The organism is Acrocarpospora sp. B8E8 (assembly GCF_039871605.1).
Classification (GTDB): Bacteria; Actinomycetota; Actinomycetes; order Streptosporangiales; family Streptosporangiaceae; genus Acrocarpospora; species Acrocarpospora macrocephala.
Map to the genome: position 1 here is coordinate 60,917 of NZ_JBDPLV010000013.1, position 15,056 is coordinate 75,972.

General features: G+C 65.8%; 32 protein-coding genes. 29 read left to right on the forward strand and 3 right to left on the reverse strand.

Features of this window, described 5'->3' with window-relative positions; genetic code table 11:
* From ABGB08_RS14765 to ABGB08_RS14780, 4 genes are all read left to right on the forward strand, one after another.
* Positions 1–537, forward strand: coding sequence for a hypothetical protein (locus ABGB08_RS14765; RefSeq protein ID WP_347590455.1), 537 nt, complete (start codon positions 1–3; stop codon positions 535–537).
* A 335-nt stretch (positions 538–872) separates the two neighbouring features.
* Positions 873–1,907 (forward strand): phage Gp37/Gp68 family protein, encoded by a 1,035-nt coding sequence (locus ABGB08_RS14770; protein ID WP_347590457.1) that lies wholly within the window; start codon positions 873–875, stop codon positions 1,905–1,907.
* On the forward strand, positions 1,904–2,752 hold the full coding sequence (locus ABGB08_RS14775) for a hypothetical protein (RefSeq protein WP_347590459.1): 849 nt from the start codon (positions 1,904–1,906) through the stop codon (positions 2,750–2,752). Before ABGB08_RS14770 ends, ABGB08_RS14775 begins: the two co-directional genes overlap by 4 nt.
* Positions 2,749–3,114 (forward strand): hypothetical protein, encoded by a 366-nt coding sequence (locus tag ABGB08_RS14780; RefSeq protein ID WP_347590461.1) that lies wholly within the window; start codon positions 2,749–2,751, stop codon positions 3,112–3,114. Before ABGB08_RS14775 ends, ABGB08_RS14780 begins: the two co-directional genes overlap by 4 nt.
* Positions 3,115–3,240: 126 nt before the next feature.
* Here ABGB08_RS14780 and ABGB08_RS14785 read toward each other — a convergent pair whose 3' ends face one another.
* A complete protein-coding gene (locus ABGB08_RS14785) occupies positions 3,241–3,414 on the reverse strand; it encodes a hypothetical protein (RefSeq protein WP_347590463.1) in 174 nt (57 codons plus the stop codon).
* A 59-nt stretch (positions 3,415–3,473) separates the two neighbouring features.
* Here ABGB08_RS14785 and ABGB08_RS14790 point away from each other — a divergent pair, with 59 nt between their 5' ends.
* The 8 genes from ABGB08_RS14790 to ABGB08_RS14825 are packed head-to-tail and all read left to right on the forward strand — an operon-like array spanning position 3,474 to position 5,891.
* The gene (locus tag ABGB08_RS14790) at positions 3,474–3,773 is read left to right on the forward strand and encodes a hypothetical protein (RefSeq protein WP_347590465.1); all 300 of its coding nucleotides are present in this window, start codon (positions 3,474–3,476) and stop codon (positions 3,771–3,773) included.
* Between the two features lie 60 nt (positions 3,774–3,833).
* Positions 3,834–4,031 (forward strand): helix-turn-helix domain-containing protein, encoded by a 198-nt coding sequence (locus ABGB08_RS14795; RefSeq protein ID WP_347590467.1) that lies wholly within the window; start codon positions 3,834–3,836, stop codon positions 4,029–4,031.
* Positions 4,032–4,034: 3 nt separating this feature from the next.
* Positions 4,035–4,364, forward strand: a complete 330-nt coding sequence (locus ABGB08_RS14800) for a hypothetical protein (protein ID WP_347590469.1) — start codon at positions 4,035–4,037, stop codon at positions 4,362–4,364.
* Positions 4,364–4,618, forward strand: a complete 255-nt coding sequence (locus tag ABGB08_RS14805) for a hypothetical protein (RefSeq protein ID WP_347590471.1) — start codon at positions 4,364–4,366, stop codon at positions 4,616–4,618. Before ABGB08_RS14800 ends, ABGB08_RS14805 begins: the two co-directional genes overlap by 1 nt.
* Positions 4,615–5,082, forward strand: coding sequence for a hypothetical protein (locus tag ABGB08_RS14810; protein WP_347590473.1), 468 nt, complete (start codon positions 4,615–4,617; stop codon positions 5,080–5,082). The genes ABGB08_RS14805 and ABGB08_RS14810 overlap by 4 nt, the downstream gene beginning before the upstream one ends.
* On the forward strand, positions 5,079–5,408 hold the full coding sequence (locus ABGB08_RS14815) for a helix-turn-helix transcriptional regulator (protein WP_347590475.1): 330 nt from the start codon (positions 5,079–5,081) through the stop codon (positions 5,406–5,408). The genes ABGB08_RS14810 and ABGB08_RS14815 overlap by 4 nt, the downstream gene beginning before the upstream one ends.
* Positions 5,405–5,620: a hypothetical protein gene (locus tag ABGB08_RS14820; protein ID WP_347590477.1), complete on the forward strand. Its 216-nt coding sequence runs from the start codon at positions 5,405–5,407 to the stop codon at positions 5,618–5,620. The genes ABGB08_RS14815 and ABGB08_RS14820 overlap by 4 nt, the downstream gene beginning before the upstream one ends.
* Positions 5,613–5,891 (forward strand): hypothetical protein, encoded by a 279-nt coding sequence (locus ABGB08_RS14825; RefSeq protein ID WP_347590479.1) that lies wholly within the window; start codon positions 5,613–5,615, stop codon positions 5,889–5,891. The genes ABGB08_RS14820 and ABGB08_RS14825 overlap by 8 nt, the downstream gene beginning before the upstream one ends.
* Positions 5,892–5,904: 13 nt before the next feature.
* Here ABGB08_RS14825 and ABGB08_RS14830 read toward each other — a convergent pair whose 3' ends face one another.
* A complete protein-coding gene (locus tag ABGB08_RS14830; protein ID WP_347590481.1) occupies positions 5,905–6,162 on the reverse strand; it encodes a hypothetical protein in 258 nt (85 codons plus the stop codon).
* A gap of 101 nt (positions 6,163–6,263) precedes the next feature.
* Between ABGB08_RS14830 and ABGB08_RS14835 the strand changes: the two genes are divergently transcribed.
* Together ABGB08_RS14835 and ABGB08_RS14840 are read left to right on the forward strand one after the other, a co-directional pair.
* A complete protein-coding gene (locus tag ABGB08_RS14835) occupies positions 6,264–7,055 on the forward strand; it encodes a hypothetical protein (protein WP_347590482.1) in 792 nt (263 codons plus the stop codon).
* 54 nt (positions 7,056–7,109) lie between these two features.
* Positions 7,110–7,343 carry a hypothetical protein gene (locus tag ABGB08_RS14840; RefSeq protein WP_347590484.1) on the forward strand — a complete coding sequence of 78 codons (234 nt, stop codon included), beginning with the start codon at positions 7,110–7,112 and terminating at the stop codon, positions 7,341–7,343.
* Between the two features lie 71 nt (positions 7,344–7,414).
* Here the strand turns inward: ABGB08_RS14840 and ABGB08_RS14845 are convergent, their stop codons facing one another.
* Positions 7,415–8,617: a transposase gene (locus ABGB08_RS14845; protein ID WP_347590486.1), complete on the reverse strand. Its 1,203-nt coding sequence runs from the start codon at positions 8,615–8,617 to the stop codon at positions 7,415–7,417.
* 102 nt (positions 8,618–8,719) lie between these two features.
* Here ABGB08_RS14845 and ABGB08_RS14850 point away from each other — a divergent pair, with 102 nt between their 5' ends.
* The 15 genes from ABGB08_RS14850 to ABGB08_RS14920 all read left to right on the forward strand — a co-directional run bounded on the left by ABGB08_RS14850 (position 8,720) and on the right by ABGB08_RS14920 (position 15,051).
* Complete coding sequence (locus tag ABGB08_RS14850; protein ID WP_347590488.1) at positions 8,720–9,607, forward strand: hypothetical protein; 888 nt, start codon at positions 8,720–8,722, stop codon at positions 9,605–9,607.
* A gap of 33 nt (positions 9,608–9,640) precedes the next feature.
* Positions 9,641–10,150, forward strand: a complete 510-nt coding sequence (locus ABGB08_RS14855) for a hypothetical protein (RefSeq protein ID WP_347590490.1) — start codon at positions 9,641–9,643, stop codon at positions 10,148–10,150.
* A 13-nt stretch (positions 10,151–10,163) separates the two neighbouring features.
* Positions 10,164–10,343: a hypothetical protein gene (locus ABGB08_RS14860; protein WP_347590492.1), complete on the forward strand. Its 180-nt coding sequence runs from the start codon at positions 10,164–10,166 to the stop codon at positions 10,341–10,343.
* A gap of 2 nt (positions 10,344–10,345) precedes the next feature.
* Positions 10,346–10,570 (forward strand): hypothetical protein, encoded by a 225-nt coding sequence (locus ABGB08_RS14865; RefSeq protein WP_347590494.1) that lies wholly within the window; start codon positions 10,346–10,348, stop codon positions 10,568–10,570.
* A gap of 166 nt (positions 10,571–10,736) precedes the next feature.
* Positions 10,737–10,937 (forward strand): hypothetical protein, encoded by a 201-nt coding sequence (locus ABGB08_RS14870; protein ID WP_347590496.1) that lies wholly within the window; start codon positions 10,737–10,739, stop codon positions 10,935–10,937.
* Positions 10,938–10,940: 3 nt separating this feature from the next.
* Positions 10,941–11,093 carry a hypothetical protein gene (locus ABGB08_RS14875; protein WP_347590498.1) on the forward strand — a complete coding sequence of 51 codons (153 nt, stop codon included), beginning with the start codon at positions 10,941–10,943 and terminating at the stop codon, positions 11,091–11,093.
* 3 nt (positions 11,094–11,096) lie between these two features.
* The gene (locus tag ABGB08_RS14880; protein ID WP_347590500.1) at positions 11,097–11,351 is read left to right on the forward strand and encodes a hypothetical protein; all 255 of its coding nucleotides are present in this window, start codon (positions 11,097–11,099) and stop codon (positions 11,349–11,351) included.
* A 3-nt stretch (positions 11,352–11,354) separates the two neighbouring features.
* Positions 11,355–11,645: a hypothetical protein gene (locus ABGB08_RS14885; RefSeq protein ID WP_347590502.1), complete on the forward strand. Its 291-nt coding sequence runs from the start codon at positions 11,355–11,357 to the stop codon at positions 11,643–11,645.
* Between the two features lie 101 nt (positions 11,646–11,746).
* Positions 11,747–12,418 carry a hypothetical protein gene (locus ABGB08_RS14890; RefSeq protein ID WP_347590504.1) on the forward strand — a complete coding sequence of 224 codons (672 nt, stop codon included), beginning with the start codon at positions 11,747–11,749 and terminating at the stop codon, positions 12,416–12,418.
* Positions 12,369–12,737 carry a DUF4326 domain-containing protein gene (locus tag ABGB08_RS14895; protein ID WP_347590505.1) on the forward strand — a complete coding sequence of 123 codons (369 nt, stop codon included), beginning with the start codon at positions 12,369–12,371 and terminating at the stop codon, positions 12,735–12,737. Before ABGB08_RS14890 ends, ABGB08_RS14895 begins: the two co-directional genes overlap by 50 nt.
* A gap of 146 nt (positions 12,738–12,883) precedes the next feature.
* Positions 12,884–13,192 (forward strand): hypothetical protein, encoded by a 309-nt coding sequence (locus ABGB08_RS14900; RefSeq protein ID WP_347590506.1) that lies wholly within the window; start codon positions 12,884–12,886, stop codon positions 13,190–13,192.
* A complete protein-coding gene (locus ABGB08_RS14905; protein ID WP_347590507.1) occupies positions 13,185–13,766 on the forward strand; it encodes a Fic family protein in 582 nt (193 codons plus the stop codon). The genes ABGB08_RS14900 and ABGB08_RS14905 overlap by 8 nt, the downstream gene beginning before the upstream one ends.
* A complete protein-coding gene (locus ABGB08_RS14910) occupies positions 13,759–14,352 on the forward strand; it encodes a hypothetical protein (protein ID WP_347590508.1) in 594 nt (197 codons plus the stop codon). The genes ABGB08_RS14905 and ABGB08_RS14910 overlap by 8 nt, the downstream gene beginning before the upstream one ends.
* Entirely contained in the window at positions 14,342–14,749 is a 408-nt protein-coding gene (locus tag ABGB08_RS14915) for a hypothetical protein (protein WP_347590509.1), read from the forward strand. Before ABGB08_RS14910 ends, ABGB08_RS14915 begins: the two co-directional genes overlap by 11 nt.
* Positions 14,746–15,051, forward strand: a complete 306-nt coding sequence (locus tag ABGB08_RS14920) for a hypothetical protein (protein ID WP_347590511.1) — start codon at positions 14,746–14,748, stop codon at positions 15,049–15,051. The genes ABGB08_RS14915 and ABGB08_RS14920 overlap by 4 nt, the downstream gene beginning before the upstream one ends.
* The last annotated feature ends 5 nt before the right edge of the window (positions 15,052–15,056 follow it).

Here is a 15,056-nt window from a genome sequence, read left to right on the forward strand (position 1 = left end):
ATGGGCGCGTTAAGGCACCGCCCCCGGCTTCCGATCCCCGATCACGCGACGGAGGCCGACCGCGCCACATGGGCGCTCGCATACCTGGGGCAGTGGTTCCAGGTGGAGCGGGAGGTCTGGGGCTCGCATTGCAGCGGTCGGCGGGTTCGTCTTGACGCGATCCTCCGCCCACGCGACTCCTCGTCGTGGAAGGACGAGGATCCCGCGTTCGGCGTGGAGTTCAAGCTTGCCCACTCCGGCAGTACTCGCGACTTCACGGCATGGGCTGCCCAAGCCGTTGACTACACACACGTGTACTGGCACGGCTACGGGCGGCTTCGCATTTTCACCTGCCCGTCTCCGTTCGTCGTCCTCGCCGAGCGCGACGGCGGGGACCTCATGGCGAGGATGCTCGGGCAACTCGGCGTTGGAGAACTCAGCCCAATCCAGCGGCGCGGCTGGTCGCTGCTCCTGAACGACCACGTGGTCTGGTGCGAGAGTGACGGCCCGGTTGCCGCCAAGCAGTGGAGCATCAAATCCAAGGTAGGCAGCCGATGAGCGCCTCGTCCTGCCGCGGCTGCGGCGGAACCTTCCCGGGTGACGGACCCGACGAGTCCGTGTGCCGTTGTGGATCCCAGTGGGCGTACGACGTGGTGATCCCTGCCGCCGAACTCGACGATCTCGTTCTCCACATGCTCACTCCCGCCACCCGACTTGTGGAGGCGGTACACACCGGAAACCAGGAGCTCTCCCACTCGGTTTTGGGTGGACTCGGCCCGGTCGAGTACTGCGCGTTGTGCATCGCTCTCGCTGCTCTCGTCCCCGTAGGGGATGTAACCGCTTCTTCGCTGGCAATGCTCGCCGGCGCTTCCCCCCGAACGGAGAAATAGATCATGGCAACGACGTCCATAGAGTGGGCGACCCACGTGTGGAACCCCACGACGGGTTGCGACCGCGTGAGCCCCGGTTGTGACAACTGCTACGCGCTGACCATGGCGAAGCGGCTCAAGGGCATGGGCTCGGCGAAGTACCAGCGAGATGGCGACCCGAAGACGTCCGGTCCGGGCTTCGGCGTCTCCGAGCACTTCGACACGCTGAATGACCCGTTCGGCTGGCGGAAGCCTCGCCGCGTCTTCGTCAACAGCATGTCCGACCTGTTCCACGACGAGGTGTCGGAATCGTTCATCGCTTCCGTGTTCGCCGCGATGGCTTCCACCCCGAAGCACACGTACATGATCCTCACCAAGCGGCATGGACGGATGCGGTCTCTACTCAACAGCGGCTATTTCGTAGCGAAGGTGTGGGGCGAGGTCGACAAGCGTGCCCCTGGCGTCGGTGCACAAGCAGTCTCGATGTGGCCCTCCATGCCGCTGCCGAACGTCTGGTTGGGCGTCAGCGTCGAGGACCAAAAGCGGGCCGATCTCCGCATCCCAGCCCTGCTGGAGACCCCGGCCGCCGTCCGCTGGATCTCGGCGGAACCGCTGCTCGGCCCCATTGACCTGCTCGGTCCGCTCGTTCATCCCGGGCACAGGCCACGGCTGACGTACTGGCTAGACGGACGCCCTGGTTGGGGTCCCGAGGAGACGACCGCAACGGGGCTGACGACGCAGCCGATCACCGTGGGTCCGCGCCTCGACTGGGCGGTTGTCGGCGGTGAGTCCGGCTCGGGGGCGCGGCCGATGGATCCCACGTGGGCACGCTCGATGGTCGAGCAGTGTCAGCACGCGACGGTCCCCGTGTTCGTCAAGCAGTTGGGATCCGTCTGGGCAGCTGACGCGGCGTACGGCGTTCGCACGGTCGCGGCGGTCGGCGACCGCAAGGGCGGGGTGTGGTCGTACTGGCCGGAGGATCTGCGGGTCCGGGAGTTCCCCAAGACGGCTGTGGCTCGGGTCATTCTCGGGGAGTCCGAGACGGCGGTGACGTCGTGACCTTCGAGCGTCTCCAATCCGAGTGGATCCGGCAGATCCTGGCCGATGCCGGATGGTCCGATGCCCAGTCCGGACAACCCGACACGTTCGCGGTGCGCCTAGACAGCAACGGGGCCCCCGACCTGCTGGTGACTCCGTCTCAGTGGATCACCCGAGAAGCCATCTGGGATGCGACAGGCTTCCCGGTCTGCCCGGTTGTCCAGCGAGACGACGCCGTGTCGCCTGCTGACCCGCGTCTCGCCGAACTCGCCGAGTTCGAGGCCGACCCGTTCATGCAGGCGATTCCAGGACGATTCGCCGGTGCACGGGTAGAGCCCGACTCGGTTCGGGTTGCTCTCCCGTCAGGGTTCGAGCCGACACCGCAGCAGCGGGCAGCGCGTGAAGCCGCGCAGGAGGACGCTTCAAGACCGTCGCTCATCGACGACGTAATGCGGCTCCAAGAGCGGTTGATGCTGGAGTCGTACTCGGACGCCTGGGCTCAGAGATGGGCGCGTCCGGAGATCGCCATCACCACGGCGGGTTTCTCGCTGGACTCGGATTCGGTGACGGTCGGCTACACGGCGGGTGGTGTGGTCCCGCGCTTGGTTGACATCCCGGTGTACGACTCCGACTGGCTCAACCCTGACGATCTCCGGATACCCGAGGGCTCTCTCGCGATGCCGCCCGCGACCGCGCCGGGGTGCACCTGTGACGAGTGCACGGTGCCGGAGACCGAGTTCGCCGATGACGCTGTCGCCATCGATAAGGGCGAAGCGGTGTGGCTGGACATGCTCTCCCGGGAGACCGAGGTGTCCGGCTCTCCGCTCGAAGCCGCGCGTCGCGTGTTCGGCGGCGATGACCGGTGAACACCGACCTGAGCGTCTTCGTGGTGCAGGTCGAACCCACCGGCTTGTGGGAGACGGGCTGCTGCAACTCCGACTGCCTGAGTTCGTACGGCTTCCACTGCGTGGCCGAAGATCTCGCGTCCGAAGCCGAAGCGGAGAAGGCGGCAACCCGGCACCGGGCGGAGATCCGGAGAGCGGCGAAGGAAGAGCGGGTCCAAGCCGACCACCGGCACGAAGCCCTCCGGTTGGCGCGGACGGAAGCCGGTCGGGCTGCTCTCGTCGAAGAGCTTGTTCAAGCCAAAGCTCGCATCCGGGAGTTGACGGCGGAGCGGGACGAACTGCGATCCGCGTTCGACCGTGAACGCGAGAACAGCCCTCCCTGAGCCTGTAGCGGTCCCTGAGGCTCCAGGGACGCCTGATCCGCACTCGCCTCAGGACTGAACTCCAGATCGACTCTCAGGGCTTCTCAGCCCTTCAAAACTCTCTGTTCGATACGAAGATCGAAAGGCTCACCGATGGAACCCGATCTCGGCCCGTGCGGAATCCGCGACTGCACCGCCGACGCCGTGGCCGTCGTCTTCAGCACCGTGGGCGAGTCGGCTCGCCTCACCGTCGTCATCGGAACGCGTGCGGCCGAACTCGCGGACGGTCCGGTAGCCGCCGAAGCCGTGTGCCATGAGCACGCTGGCGAAGCTCTTGACGCGCTCCTACTTTCCGCAGGTAAAACCCGAAAGGCCCACCGATGACCGAGAAGCGCCGCAACTACTACGACCGTCAGTCCAACGCCAAGCCCCGCCGCGACGGTGGACTCTGCGTGGACGGCAAGGAGCACGTCTGGCAGCCGCTCTCCTTCCGCTTCGAAACCCAGGTCCTTGACGAGCGCGGCCGGGTTGAGATCCGCCAGCCGGACCTCATCGACGCCCACGTCTACTGCCTGTGCTGGGGCTGCCGCTCGTGGACGTACGTGTCCGCCGACTGGGTGGGCTTCCAGTTGGGAGGCCCTGAACAGGTAGACCCGACGCTCATGACCGACGACGACTGAAGCCCTTCGGCCCGCTCTCCCCGAGTAGAGCGGGCCACCTAACCCCCGAAAGGCAAGATCGTGACCACCCCCGCAGAGGTCGAGTACCTCACCGCAGCCGAGATCGCCACCCAGCTCCGCATCTCCAAGATGAGCGCCTACAGGCTCATCCACTCCGGCAAGTTGCCTGCGATCCAGGTAGGCAAGGGCTTCCGGGTTCCTGTCGCTGCTTTCGAGGCGTACAAGGCCGGAGCGGTCGTCCAGGGTCAGGAGGTCTGACCGATGTCCTACGACGTCTGGCTTGAGATCGACACCGGCCACGGCGAGTGGCAAGAGGTCGTCGAGATCGGCAACTACACCATGAACGTGTTCCCCATGTGGGCGGACGCCCTCAACGGGATGAGCCTCCGCGAGTACCACCACGCCCTGTGCTCGGAAGCTGCCGGGCCGCTAGCCGATGGCGTGAAGCGGATGGAGGCCGACCCGGAGAAGTATCGGGCGATGAACCCGTCCAACGGCTGGGGCGACTACGAGGGCGCTCTCAACTACCTGCGTGCCGTCGCTGAGGCGTGCGCTGCGCATCCGAAGTGCCGGATCGTGGTGGACGCGTGATGAGCCGCCTAGCCGACCTACTGCCCGAACCCGAAGACGGGACCACGATCGTCCTGACAGGCCGCACGATCTGCGGCCACATGGTTGTCCGCCGCTTCGACGCGCAGGGCCGCGAACTCGGCTTGGCCGACGACCAGCGCTGGTTCCATCTCGACGACCACGGCGACCCGATGACCTGGCGGGAGATCACCACGTACGCCCACACCGCCTACCCGTTAGGCCCGGTTCTCGCCAGTACGGAGACAGACCGATGAGCCACGTCCCAGACTTCGCCGCCGCTGCCGCCGTAGTCCGCGAGATGGACGCAGCCGTGCCCGCACAAGGCCACGGCACCTGCCGCCACTGCGACGGGCCGATCGTCTTCAAGCCGTACTGGCTGGACGGCAAGCTGCCGAACCCGCCGATCTGGTTCCACCCCGACTCGGGCACCACGTGCAACACCCGCCCGAAGGGCTGGCCCGCCGACAGTTGGCCGCACGCGGAGCCGCTTCCCGCCACTACCAAGGAGGCAGACCGACCCTTCACCGACTACGACGACTTCGAGGTGATGGCCGATCTGGCGGTTCTCACCATCGGCTGCGACGAGCCGAAATGCACGGCCCGAACCACCTTCGAGGGGGAGTGGTTCGCGTCTCTCGGCGACGTCATCCCGGCTGCTGCTGAGCACGTCCACGTGTTCGCGGCTTCCATCCCAGAGAATGCGGAGGCCGACCGGTGAGCGCTCTGTCCGACCACATCCGACAGGAGCGGGAGTACGTCGGCTACGGCGTAGACCACATGGCCGAAACTCTCAAGATCTCGCCTGACGAGTACGTCGCGTTCGAGTCCGGGACTGCCGAACCGGACGCCGAGCAGTTGGAGATGATCGCCCGCCTGTGCGGGACGTCGGTCGAACGCCTGCACGGCGCACCACTCCAAACCGATCCGCACGTCACCGAAGCCTTGGCAGGCAGAAACCTCACCGCTGAGGACGTCTACCAGGTCCACCGATTCGCCGAACTGCTTCAGCACCTCGGCACTGCCGAACCGGAGGGGATCCGATGATCGTCGACCTGGAGCACCACATGCGCAAACTCGCCGCAGCATCCGGAGGCGACCCGCACGGGCGGGTCTTCGTCTGGCGGAAGATCCTCACCGAGATGTGGGTGGACGGCTTCGAAGCAGGCCGGGACGCGGAACGGCGGGACATGCGCGTGGTCGCCGAACTCGAAAAGGCGGAGCGGGTCAACCTCAACGTGGCGGACGACCATGCCTGAGATCCCCGAACCAGAGGTTCGCGTCTTCGCCTACGAGGTGACCGCGATCCCGCCCGACCACGAGTTGGCCAAACATTTCCGGCTGCTCGTGAAGCGGATCGGAGGTGACGTCTGGGGCGTGACTGAGAACGGCTTCAACTACTGGTACGACGCTGATGGCGAGGACGGCTACTACAGCGATCCGTCCCGCCGTTTCGATCTGGAGACGGCTCTTGGGGTGGCCAGGCGGCTCGTCTCGGAGCGCTTCGAGGGTCGGCGGGAGGGGCGGTGAATGCGCCGGCGCGCTACTCCGCGGCGTCGGGTTCGTTCTTCGGACGCCCGGGAGAGATGCGGGCATGCCGTCTGGCGCCCTCTTCGTCGGCTTGGGCGAGCAGGTCGAGGTCTCGCGCGGTGCCGTGGCTGTTGATCTGGCGGCGGATGTGAGCGAGAAGATCCGCCGTCCGGTTGGTGCCGAGTTGTTTGCAGATGTTGCCGTAGGCGGTCCACATCTGGTGGGGGATGCGGATTCCGCGCGGCTTGTTGGGGTCGATGTCGTCGCTCACGTGGCGAATCTTATTTTGTCGCTACCAGTTTCGCCAGACCCCTTGCGGACATGGTTCGGCATCCGTAATCTAGTCGCTACGAGATTACGGACGGAGATGTGATGAGCAGCCAAAACGCCACCAGCGAGTACGGCTCCGCCACGGGCGGGAGCCCTCAGCCCTACGAGTACGAAGACGCTCTGATCGACGCGGTGTACGCGAACATGCGGGTGCGTGCCCTGCTCATCCCGAACGGCGCGCAGAACGGCAAAATCCGCGCCTACGCGGAGGCGGCCAAGGTCGAGTTCGCCGTCGCCGAGAACACGGTTTACGAACTCACCGACGCGGCGATCGCCGAGGCCAAGTTCGGCTACACCCGGCTGGACGCCCGCAGGGCCGTGGGCGAGTACGTCGTCCGGCAGATGGCTGACGCCAAGCCCGCCCCCGTGGATGTTCGCTTCGGTGGCCACGAGTTCGAGTACGAATCGGCGACCGACCTGTTCCGCTGCACCGAGTGCAGGGTCTACGAGGTGGTGGCCCGCGATGGGGACGGGCCGATCAAGCCGTGCACGGGCCTGATCGGCTACGGCGATGACACCGAACGGGTCTACCTGCTGCTGACGACCAACCCCGAACTGCCGGACAACTACGTGACGTCCCTGGCGTGGAAGATCCGCGAAACCGGCATCGGCCGCACGCCCAAGCACTCGTGGCGGGACGGGAAGTTGCTGGTGGAGTCGGCCCCCAGCGTCGTCGCCAAGCTGGCCCGCTGGATCGAGGAGATGACGCTCGACTTCCACGGCCGCCAGGTGCCCGGCGTCTCCGAGATGGAGCACCTCACCGCCGAGGCGGCGCAGGCCGTCATCACGGAGAACCACGCGGCCTACGTCGCCGAGTACGGCGAGGACAAGTAGCCCCCGGCCCAGCATCTCTGCTGGGCCACCCCCAACCCCCCGAGGAGGACCCTGATGAGCCTCGAATCCGCCGATGTCCGCGACTACGACAAGCTGGTCAAACGGCACATGGAGCAGGTGGCCCAGATCGCCGCCCACATCGCCGAGTACAGCGGCTACCTCACGGTCAACCCTGCCGATGACCAGGTCGCCCAGACGATCGAAAGGGACGTCGCCGAGTTGCGCCGTCGCGTCGCGATCGTGAGCGAGTTGGGCGAGCTCCGCCACATCTTCCACCCCGGGTCCTGACGTTCTGTCTGGTCACCCTCTCGCAAGGTTGACTTCCTCCCCTTCCTTTCGGAAGCGAATTCCAACATCAACTACCCCACGAGGAGGAGTTCAAGTTGAGGTTCGCGGTTCAACGACTCGCCCAACGGCAAGCCTCCCCGCGCAGTCACGGCAAGCCCTGCCGCAATATCTCGAATGTTTCGTGCCGCGTTCACATCGGCGTTGACCTGATGCCCGCAAGCTACGCACAGGAAGAGAGCTTGGCTCTCGCGGCTCTCCCTGGCGACGTGCTTGCAGGTGTTGCAGGTCTGCGACGTGTATGCGGGGTTGACCTTGACGACCCTGCCGGGCGCTTTCTGCTCCAGGCGGGTAACGAGTTGACCCCAGCCGTTGGCGAGGATGGATCGGTTCAGTCCCGCCTTCTGGCGGACGTTCTTTCCGGGCGCTTCGACGGTGCCCTTGGCCGATCGGGTCATGTTCTTGACCTTCAGGTCTTCAACGGCGATCACGTCGAACCGTCGCGCAAGGTCGGTGCTGGTCTTCTCCACCCAGTCTTTGCGCCGATCCGTCTCGCGGGCCTTCAACTTCGCAATGGCGAGTCTCGTCTCGCCGCGCCGATTCGAGCCCCGCTTGGCCCGCGCCAGTTTGCGCAGGAGTCGCAGGAGGCGGGCCTTCTCGGTGTCCCGGAGTGTGGGTGCGTTCAGCATCTCGCCGGTCGAGACGGCGGCGGACACAGTCACGCCCCGGTCTACGCCGACGACTTCGCCGGTTCCCGGTGCGGGGATGGGTTCGGGGATCGCGGCGAACGCGACGAACCAGCGCCCCGCCGGGTCACGGGTGATCCGATAGGACTTCGCGCCCTCGGGTACAGCCCGCGACCATCGGAAGCGGACCCAGCCGATCTTCGGCACCTGAACCTCGCCGACACTGTGAGACACGCGGCGGACATCCCAATGCTTGCCACGCTTGCCGACCATGCGGAAGCCTTCACTCTGGCCGCGCTTGCGGTACGTCGGCTTGCGGTGGGTCTTGCCGAAGAAGTTCGCCATGGCTTGCGCGAAGTCTTTGAGCGCCTGCGCTTGGACGACCTGACTCCCCGCACGCAGCCAATCGAATTCGCCCCGTGCCTCGGTGAGTTGACGGCACTGCTCGGCGAACCCGGGAGCGGATTTCCGACCCGGCTTCCAGTACGAGTGCTGCTCAACCGCGAGATTCCACACGAACCGCGCATGCCCGCAATGCTCCAGCATCGCCGCCTCTTGGGCAGGCGACGGCTGAAGCCGGTAGCGGGACATGTGAACAACGTTATCGGGTGACACCGACAAAACATGGCCTCTCGCAAGGGTGGCCGTGCAGATCGTCAAGCCCCCGACCCGCGAAACCCACTGGAGATCATCATGACCCCCACCCAGAAGGCCGCACAGATCAAGACCCTGCTGGCCGAACTCCACAACGACCTCGCCGAGATGGACTCCGACAGCGACTGGGACTTCGACTACGCCGCACTCCTCGGTGAGCTTGAGGAGGCGTCCGGCAACCTCGCCGACGTCTTCAAGCAGTGCGCCGACAACGTCGACCTGTTCGAGGACGACGAGTGGCAGGACGTCGCCGACAGCCTCGCCAATGCCGCCTCTTCGACCCGTATCGCCCGTGGGTGCGTGTCCACGTCCGCCGCTATCGCGAAGGCCGTACAGGACGGCATGGCCGCCTCGATCGCCGCCGCGTCCGCCGCTCTGCCGCTCCGCCAACCCACCCTCAACCGCTCCCCGGAGACCCTGATGACTTCCTCCCCGACCTTCCACGTCGGCCAGCGCGTACGCACCACCGTGGACGCTCCCGCAGGCTGGTCCGGCGGGTTCGCCGCTCCCGTCGGAACCCTCGGCACGGTTACGGCCGCCCATGACGAGTGGGGCAGCTATGGCGTGCTCTTGGACGGAGACCCGGACGCGCTCCCGGCTGCCTACGGTGCCGACGAACTCGCCGGACTGCCCGTGACCGTCCACCTGCCCACCTCCGTTGCCGCCTGGATCGCAGACCAGGACATCGACCTGGTGGAGGAGGGTCATCGCCCGGGTGAGCGGGAGTGGCGGGAAGCTTTCGTCTCAGCCGCTCCGAAGACGGGCGGGATCCGGCTGGAGATCTCCGCCGACGCCGCCCGTGAACTCGCCGGCGAGTTGAGCGAGCGAGCCGACATGGAAGCCCGGATGCCGTCCGGCCATCGGATCATCAACCCGCGAACCCTGCGGGGCGCGGCGGAGAAGATCCTCGCCGTCATCCCCGCCTAGCAGTCCCCGACCGATACGCACTGAGGAGAGCCGATGCCGATCTACCTGCAAGCCCCCGCAGCCGACGTCAAAGGCGTGGACGGCAAGGGCTGGAACCGGCTCTCTCTGTCGGCCCACATCGGCGAGCCGTCCCCGCAGTGCGCCCTACGCCCCCGCACCTACGCGACCTTGTGGGAGCGGCAGGACACCGCACGCGCCGCTTGGGGCCACTTCGGCCAGTGCGTCGCTGACGGCGGCTGCCAGTCCTGCCCGATCGGCACCCGCCAGCCGTACGAGTTGACCGCGTTCACGCCGGACATCATGGTCCGCCTGTTCGACGGCTGGCCGAACCCGGCGATGATGAACCACCCCGAGCGGGGCGCGGACTCCACCGGGCATCCCATCACCTGGGATGAACTTGGCCGCCTGGACGCCGGGTGGGAGTTAGGCCGCCGCTTCGTCGACGACGTCAGCGAAGGGTTTTGGCTGCACTGGCGCGGCGGCTATGACGGCACTCTGTACGGACTGCAGCGGCTGAGCCCCAACCCGACCCCCAACCCTTGAGGAGGTATCCCCGATGGCCGTTCCCGACTTTCCGCCCGAGACTGCCGAGCGGATCTCGACCCTTGAAGCGATGTCTCCCGGAGAGAAGCACGTCGCGCTCAAGTACTTGATTGGACACAGCCCCGGCGCGTTCGACGCTGCCGTCGAACTCGTCCGGTGGCTGCGAAGCGTGCCCGTTGCGAAGGAGAACTGATCATGTCGAACAAGGAAGCGCAGGCGACGACGTTCGCCATCGAACTCGCCTACTACCCGCTCGGAGAAGCCGAGTTGGGCACTCCCGAGTGGGTGGCACGCTGGCACCGGCCAGACGGCGTGAAGCGCACGTGCGCCACCCACGGGCAGAATCCGCCGCAGCAGGTGCTCGATGCTCTCGGCCGCGATGTTGAGGAGTACATGCGCTCCCTTCGGCGGGAGGACTGACCTATGCCTGCTGGGCCTGTGCCGCTAGACCTAGACGAGATCCAAGCCGCTTGGGACGCCGCTATGAGAGGTAGCGAGAACGCCCGACGAGCGGTGTGGGGTGTCGTCCCGTTGATGCTGGCCGAGTTGCGCACCTACCGAACCACCCCCTGATAGGAGACCCCCGATGAGTGAAGAGACCGTCAAGGTGAAGATCGGCATGAGTGTCGGCTACATCAACAACAGCACCACCGAAGAAGAGGTTGACACCGGGAAGACCAGCGCGGAGTGGGACGCCCTCACCGACGAGGAGAAGGACGACTTCATGCAGCCCACCATCGACGACTTCATCGGCAACAACCTCGACTCGTGGTGGACGGAGGACTGAGTCATGGAACTGGTCCGCATCGACGACAACCCTGCCGAGCCTGACGAGGTGATGGAGGGCTGCGGCTGGGAGTGGGACCACACCGTCCCAGTTGGCGAGAACGTGTGCACCGAGTGCGACACGGAAGTCTCAGACCAAGGCGACGAGGAGGAATGACCGGTGGCCGACAAGCTTGCCCGCCGCGCCTACGAACTCGAAGTTGAACGGGTCAAAGCCAACCTCGTCCGCGAGCTGGTGGAGGTGCGCCGCGCTCTCGACGCGATCGAAAGCCGCTTGGCCGACGTTCCGGCGTCGCAGAACTTCGCCTCGGACGCCCGCCGCTTGGCTGTCGCTGCGGATGACGTCGCCAGTTACTCGGGGGCGCTGGACATGGCCAACCGGCTGGTGTTCCTACTCGACGACGAGGAGGGCTGACCGATGGTCCTTGAGATGCTGACCGGTGCCGCCCTTCTCGCGGTCGGCTGGCTGGCGGGACGGTACACGCCCGCCCGCAGACGCATGCCCAAGCCGCCCAAGGCGGTGTGCGGCTGCGACCACCAGTTCGCCTACCACGACCCCGCCACGGGGGAGTGTCACGGCCTGAACGAGGTGGACGTGCGCAACAAGCACGGCGAGTGGATCGGCGAAGAGCAGGTCCGCTGCACCTGCCGCCAGTACGACGGGCCTACTCCGCTGCCCACCTACTACGCGCCAGAGGTGAGCGGCTGATGGCTGACCGTCCCCAGCGGATACAGCGCAAGCGCGTCAAGGGATGGCGGATGCCCAAGGGTGCAAAGACTCGGCATGCAAATGGTTGGTAGAATCCTTACATGCCGCACAAGGATCCCGAAGCACGCAAGGCGTACCTGCGGGAGTACAAGCAGAGGAACCGTGACCGTCTGCTCGCCCTCCAACGCGAGCAGCACCGGCAGCAGCACCCACCCCAGGACTCGGACGCCTGGACGGTGGGGCACTCGGACCTCCGCTATTGCCGCACCTGTGGGGAGAAGGCGGACAACAAGCCCCCGCCAGAGTGCACTGAGTCGCGCCATGTGGCCCGGTGGGAGACGAAGAGTCAGCGGAACAACGAATACAGGCGCGAGCGCAGGGCTGAGGCCAGGGCACGCGGCGAGGTCTACAAGGCAGGGCGCGGCGACCTGGCCAGAAAGGCGCTCCGGCAGCGCGGGAAGCACGAAGAGCTCAAGACGCAACTCCTCGCCAAGGCTGGAACCACGCAATGCGAAAGCTGCGGATTCGCCGACCGGCGAGCACTCCAGTTCGACCACCGAAACGGCGGTGGACGCAAGCACAGGCGATCGATCGGGTCCGGGAGCAAGTACTACCGCGTCCTGTTGGCGATGCCGGCGGACGAATTCCGCCAGATGTTCCAGGTCCTGTGCGCGAACTGCAACACGATCAAGCGCGAAGTGAACGAGGAATGGAGATTGCGCCATGCCGCAGCGAATCCAGAGGAAGCGGACGAAGGGCTTTCGCCTCCCTGAGGGATGCGTTTATGTCGGTCGCCCTTCGGTCTTCGGCAACCCGTTCGCCCCTGCGGTGATCCCCGGATGGGCGACACACAGTCGCGAACTTGCCGTAGAGGACTTCGGCAACTGGCTGGCCCATCCTGATGTCTTCTCCCGCAACACTTCGGGCGGCTTCGCGACGAAGCCCGAGTCCGTGGACGCGCGGGATCGGCTGCTGGCAGCGTTGCCACAACTGGTCGGCCACGATCTCGCGTGCTGGTGCCATCTCTCCCAGCCGTGCCATGCCGATGTGCTTCTTTCGCTGGCCAACCCTGAGGGGATCGCCAATGACTGACCTCAAGTGTTCGGGTGAAGCGGCGCGACATTTGCGTACTGCGCTGGCCTCCCTCGTCGCCGTCTTTGAGCCGCCTTTGGGGGAGCCCTCCACTGTGGGAGTCGACCCAAAGCCCGCCATTCCCGAGAACGCCAAGGAGACCAAGCATGCGCACCCTGCCTAAGGGGATCATCGAGGCAGCGGCGAAGAAGTCCAGCCAGCATTTCGAGTTCTGCGACCGAGGCGAGACGTGGGAGGACTGTCCTGCCTGCCGAGCTGCGTTCGACCGCGCCCACTACGCCGTACACGGAGCGCTCGGGCTGATCGTGGAGTACGTCGCCGGCGAGATCGAACGCGTGGTCGCCAGCGGCGAACATCCGCGCCCGAAGGTGGAGCGTGGCGAGTTCCTCAATGACGCCGCCTGGTCGGCCGAGATCGTCCGTAAGGCGTTCACCGAGGAGGCCACCGATGCCTGACATGCGCCAGCACATCCGGGAGTCCAACGCGATCGAGGGCATCCACGACCCCGCCGAAGTGGATCGCTCACTGAAGGCGTGGGAGTGGCTGATGGAGCACGACCGTCTCACCCATGACGTGGTGTGCGGCGTCCAGAAGCGCATCACGTGGGCACAGAACGATCTGGCGATGAACCAGATCGGCTTCTACCGCAGCGTCTCCAAGGTGAACGTGAGAGTCGGCCCGCACGTCCCGCCACGGTGGGATCAGGTGGACGACCTGATGGACGGCTGGCTGGCTGAGTTGGACGACTTCTCGCCCTGGGACAACCACGTCAGGTTCGAGACCATCCACTGCTTCACGGACGGCAACGGAAGAACAGGCCGAGCGCTTCTTTGGTGGGATGAGATCCGCCGTGGCCAGCAGCCCACCCTTATCAAGGCGTCCGAACGGTTCAACTACTACGACGCCTTGCAGCACGGCCGACCGCTCAACCGAGACGAGTACGTGCGCGCCCTGCTAGGAGTCTTCGCCGACAAGGACGACGACCTTGAGTGGGCGGCAATGAACCGATGGAGGATCCACCGTGGCTGACGATCTCCGCGCCCTGATCGCCGGGAAGGTCCGTGAGCGTGTCCGTCTCCGGCTCGGCCCGAACGCTCTCAAAATCGCCCAACTGGGTGGCGACATCATGCTCGACGGCGGAGAAGCCGATGACGTAGCCGACGCTGTCTTGGAGGCCCTCGCCGAGCACTCCCGCGCAGACTGGACTCCTCCGCTACGGCACGGCAACCACTCGCCGCTGAACGTGTACGCGAAGCGGCCTGACGGATCCGATGTCCTGGTAGCGGTGTCACCTTCGCTAGAGCATGCGGCAAGGCTGATCATGATGGTGAACGCCTTCGCCGAGTACGAGAACACGATCATGTGGCATACGACCTGCCACAACTGCGCATCCCTGCTGGACCAGTGTTACCAAGCCGACATGGAGCGGGAAGCGGCAGAACTCAAGCTGACAGGCGTCAAACTCGCCGCCCGCCAACTCTCCGTAGCAGACAAGGGCAAGAACCCGCCCGGCGAGGTGGAGAGGTCCCGAGCGGCGATAGGCCGCAGCTTCCTGGAGATCACCGGGGATCCGTTCTTGGACAAACTCACCGAGGAGACCGAACGTGGCCGATGACCTACGCCAGCGCTACGCCGAAGCACTCGCGAGGCGGTTCACTTCGCGCTCGCTGATGGCGAACTTCCTCGCCGAGAACGGCCATTGGCGGCGGCGTCCGTCCACAGTCGGCGAGGTCGCCGATGTGGTTCTGGCCGTCCGCGACGAAGAGATGGACACGCTCCGCGCCACCTTCGCCCGTGTGGACGCCCTCCACCAGCCCGTTGCCCGCGATGCCGAACGCCCCGGTGGCGTTCACCGCATCGTCTTCCCGCCCGTTCGGGACTGCGTCAACTGCGAGGTCAAGGTGTGGATGGAGTGCTCGAACGAGTTGTGCCGCTCATGGCCGTGCTCAACCCATCTCGCCTTGCACGGGGAGACCGAAGCCGACTGCGTCCACAAGGAGATCCGTTCGTGAGCAACAAGATGACCTGCCCAGGCTGCGACTCCCACTCGTCGAGCATCCTGACCGCGCTCCTAGATGACCGCCCCTGCCCCTACTGCGGGCTCTCCGCCGAAGCGATGCGAGAGATCGAGGAGATTCGCCAGTCCCGGGCGGACGAGGCGCTCCAAGCGCGGCTCCAGGACGCGATCAAGGAGCGCGATGAGGCGCAACGCGAAGCGGCGTGGTCGAAGTCCCGCCTGGGCCAGGTGGAGAGGGATTTGGAAGCGCTACTGGCTCTCGCGAGAAAGCCGCTCCAGTCAGAGGAGAGTTGGTAGCCGTG

Bases quoted from the DNA above. Each gene is read 5' to 3' on its own strand.
- ABGB08_RS14765 (WP_347590455.1), top strand. From the start codon at position 1: ATGGGCGCGTTAAGGCACCGCCCCCGGCTTCCGATCCCCGATCACGCG.
- ABGB08_RS14770 (WP_347590457.1), top strand. From the start codon at position 873: ATGGCAACGACGTCCATAGAGTGGGCGACCCACGTGTGGAACCCCACG.
- ABGB08_RS14790 (WP_347590465.1), top strand. From the start codon at position 3,474: ATGACCGAGAAGCGCCGCAACTACTACGACCGTCAGTCCAACGCCAAG.
- ABGB08_RS14800 (WP_347590469.1), top strand. From the start codon at position 4,035: ATGTCCTACGACGTCTGGCTTGAGATCGACACCGGCCACGGCGAGTGG.
- ABGB08_RS14805 (WP_347590471.1), top strand. From the start codon at position 4,364: ATGAGCCGCCTAGCCGACCTACTGCCCGAACCCGAAGACGGGACCACG.
- ABGB08_RS14810 (WP_347590473.1), top strand. From the start codon at position 4,615: ATGAGCCACGTCCCAGACTTCGCCGCCGCTGCCGCCGTAGTCCGCGAG.
- ABGB08_RS14820 (WP_347590477.1), top strand. From the start codon at position 5,405: ATGATCGTCGACCTGGAGCACCACATGCGCAAACTCGCCGCAGCATCC.
- ABGB08_RS14825 (WP_347590479.1), top strand. From the start codon at position 5,613: ATGCCTGAGATCCCCGAACCAGAGGTTCGCGTCTTCGCCTACGAGGTG.
- ABGB08_RS14835 (WP_347590482.1), top strand. From the start codon at position 6,264: ATGAGCAGCCAAAACGCCACCAGCGAGTACGGCTCCGCCACGGGCGGG.
- ABGB08_RS14840 (WP_347590484.1), top strand. From the start codon at position 7,110: ATGAGCCTCGAATCCGCCGATGTCCGCGACTACGACAAGCTGGTCAAA.
- ABGB08_RS14845 (WP_347590486.1), bottom strand. From the start codon at position 8,617: ATGTCCCGCTACCGGCTTCAGCCGTCGCCTGCCCAAGAGGCGGCGATG.
- ABGB08_RS14850 (WP_347590488.1), top strand. From the start codon at position 8,720: ATGACCCCCACCCAGAAGGCCGCACAGATCAAGACCCTGCTGGCCGAA.
- ABGB08_RS14855 (WP_347590490.1), top strand. From the start codon at position 9,641: ATGCCGATCTACCTGCAAGCCCCCGCAGCCGACGTCAAAGGCGTGGAC.
- ABGB08_RS14860 (WP_347590492.1), top strand. From the start codon at position 10,164: ATGGCCGTTCCCGACTTTCCGCCCGAGACTGCCGAGCGGATCTCGACC.
- ABGB08_RS14865 (WP_347590494.1), top strand. From the start codon at position 10,346: ATGTCGAACAAGGAAGCGCAGGCGACGACGTTCGCCATCGAACTCGCC.
- ABGB08_RS14870 (WP_347590496.1), top strand. From the start codon at position 10,737: ATGAGTGAAGAGACCGTCAAGGTGAAGATCGGCATGAGTGTCGGCTAC.
- ABGB08_RS14875 (WP_347590498.1), top strand. From the start codon at position 10,941: ATGGAACTGGTCCGCATCGACGACAACCCTGCCGAGCCTGACGAGGTG.
- ABGB08_RS14885 (WP_347590502.1), top strand. From the start codon at position 11,355: ATGGTCCTTGAGATGCTGACCGGTGCCGCCCTTCTCGCGGTCGGCTGG.
- ABGB08_RS14890 (WP_347590504.1), top strand. From the start codon at position 11,747: ATGCCGCACAAGGATCCCGAAGCACGCAAGGCGTACCTGCGGGAGTAC.
- ABGB08_RS14895 (WP_347590505.1), top strand. From the start codon at position 12,369: ATGCCGCAGCGAATCCAGAGGAAGCGGACGAAGGGCTTTCGCCTCCCT.
- ABGB08_RS14900 (WP_347590506.1), top strand. From the start codon at position 12,884: ATGCGCACCCTGCCTAAGGGGATCATCGAGGCAGCGGCGAAGAAGTCC.
- ABGB08_RS14905 (WP_347590507.1), top strand. From the start codon at position 13,185: ATGCCTGACATGCGCCAGCACATCCGGGAGTCCAACGCGATCGAGGGC.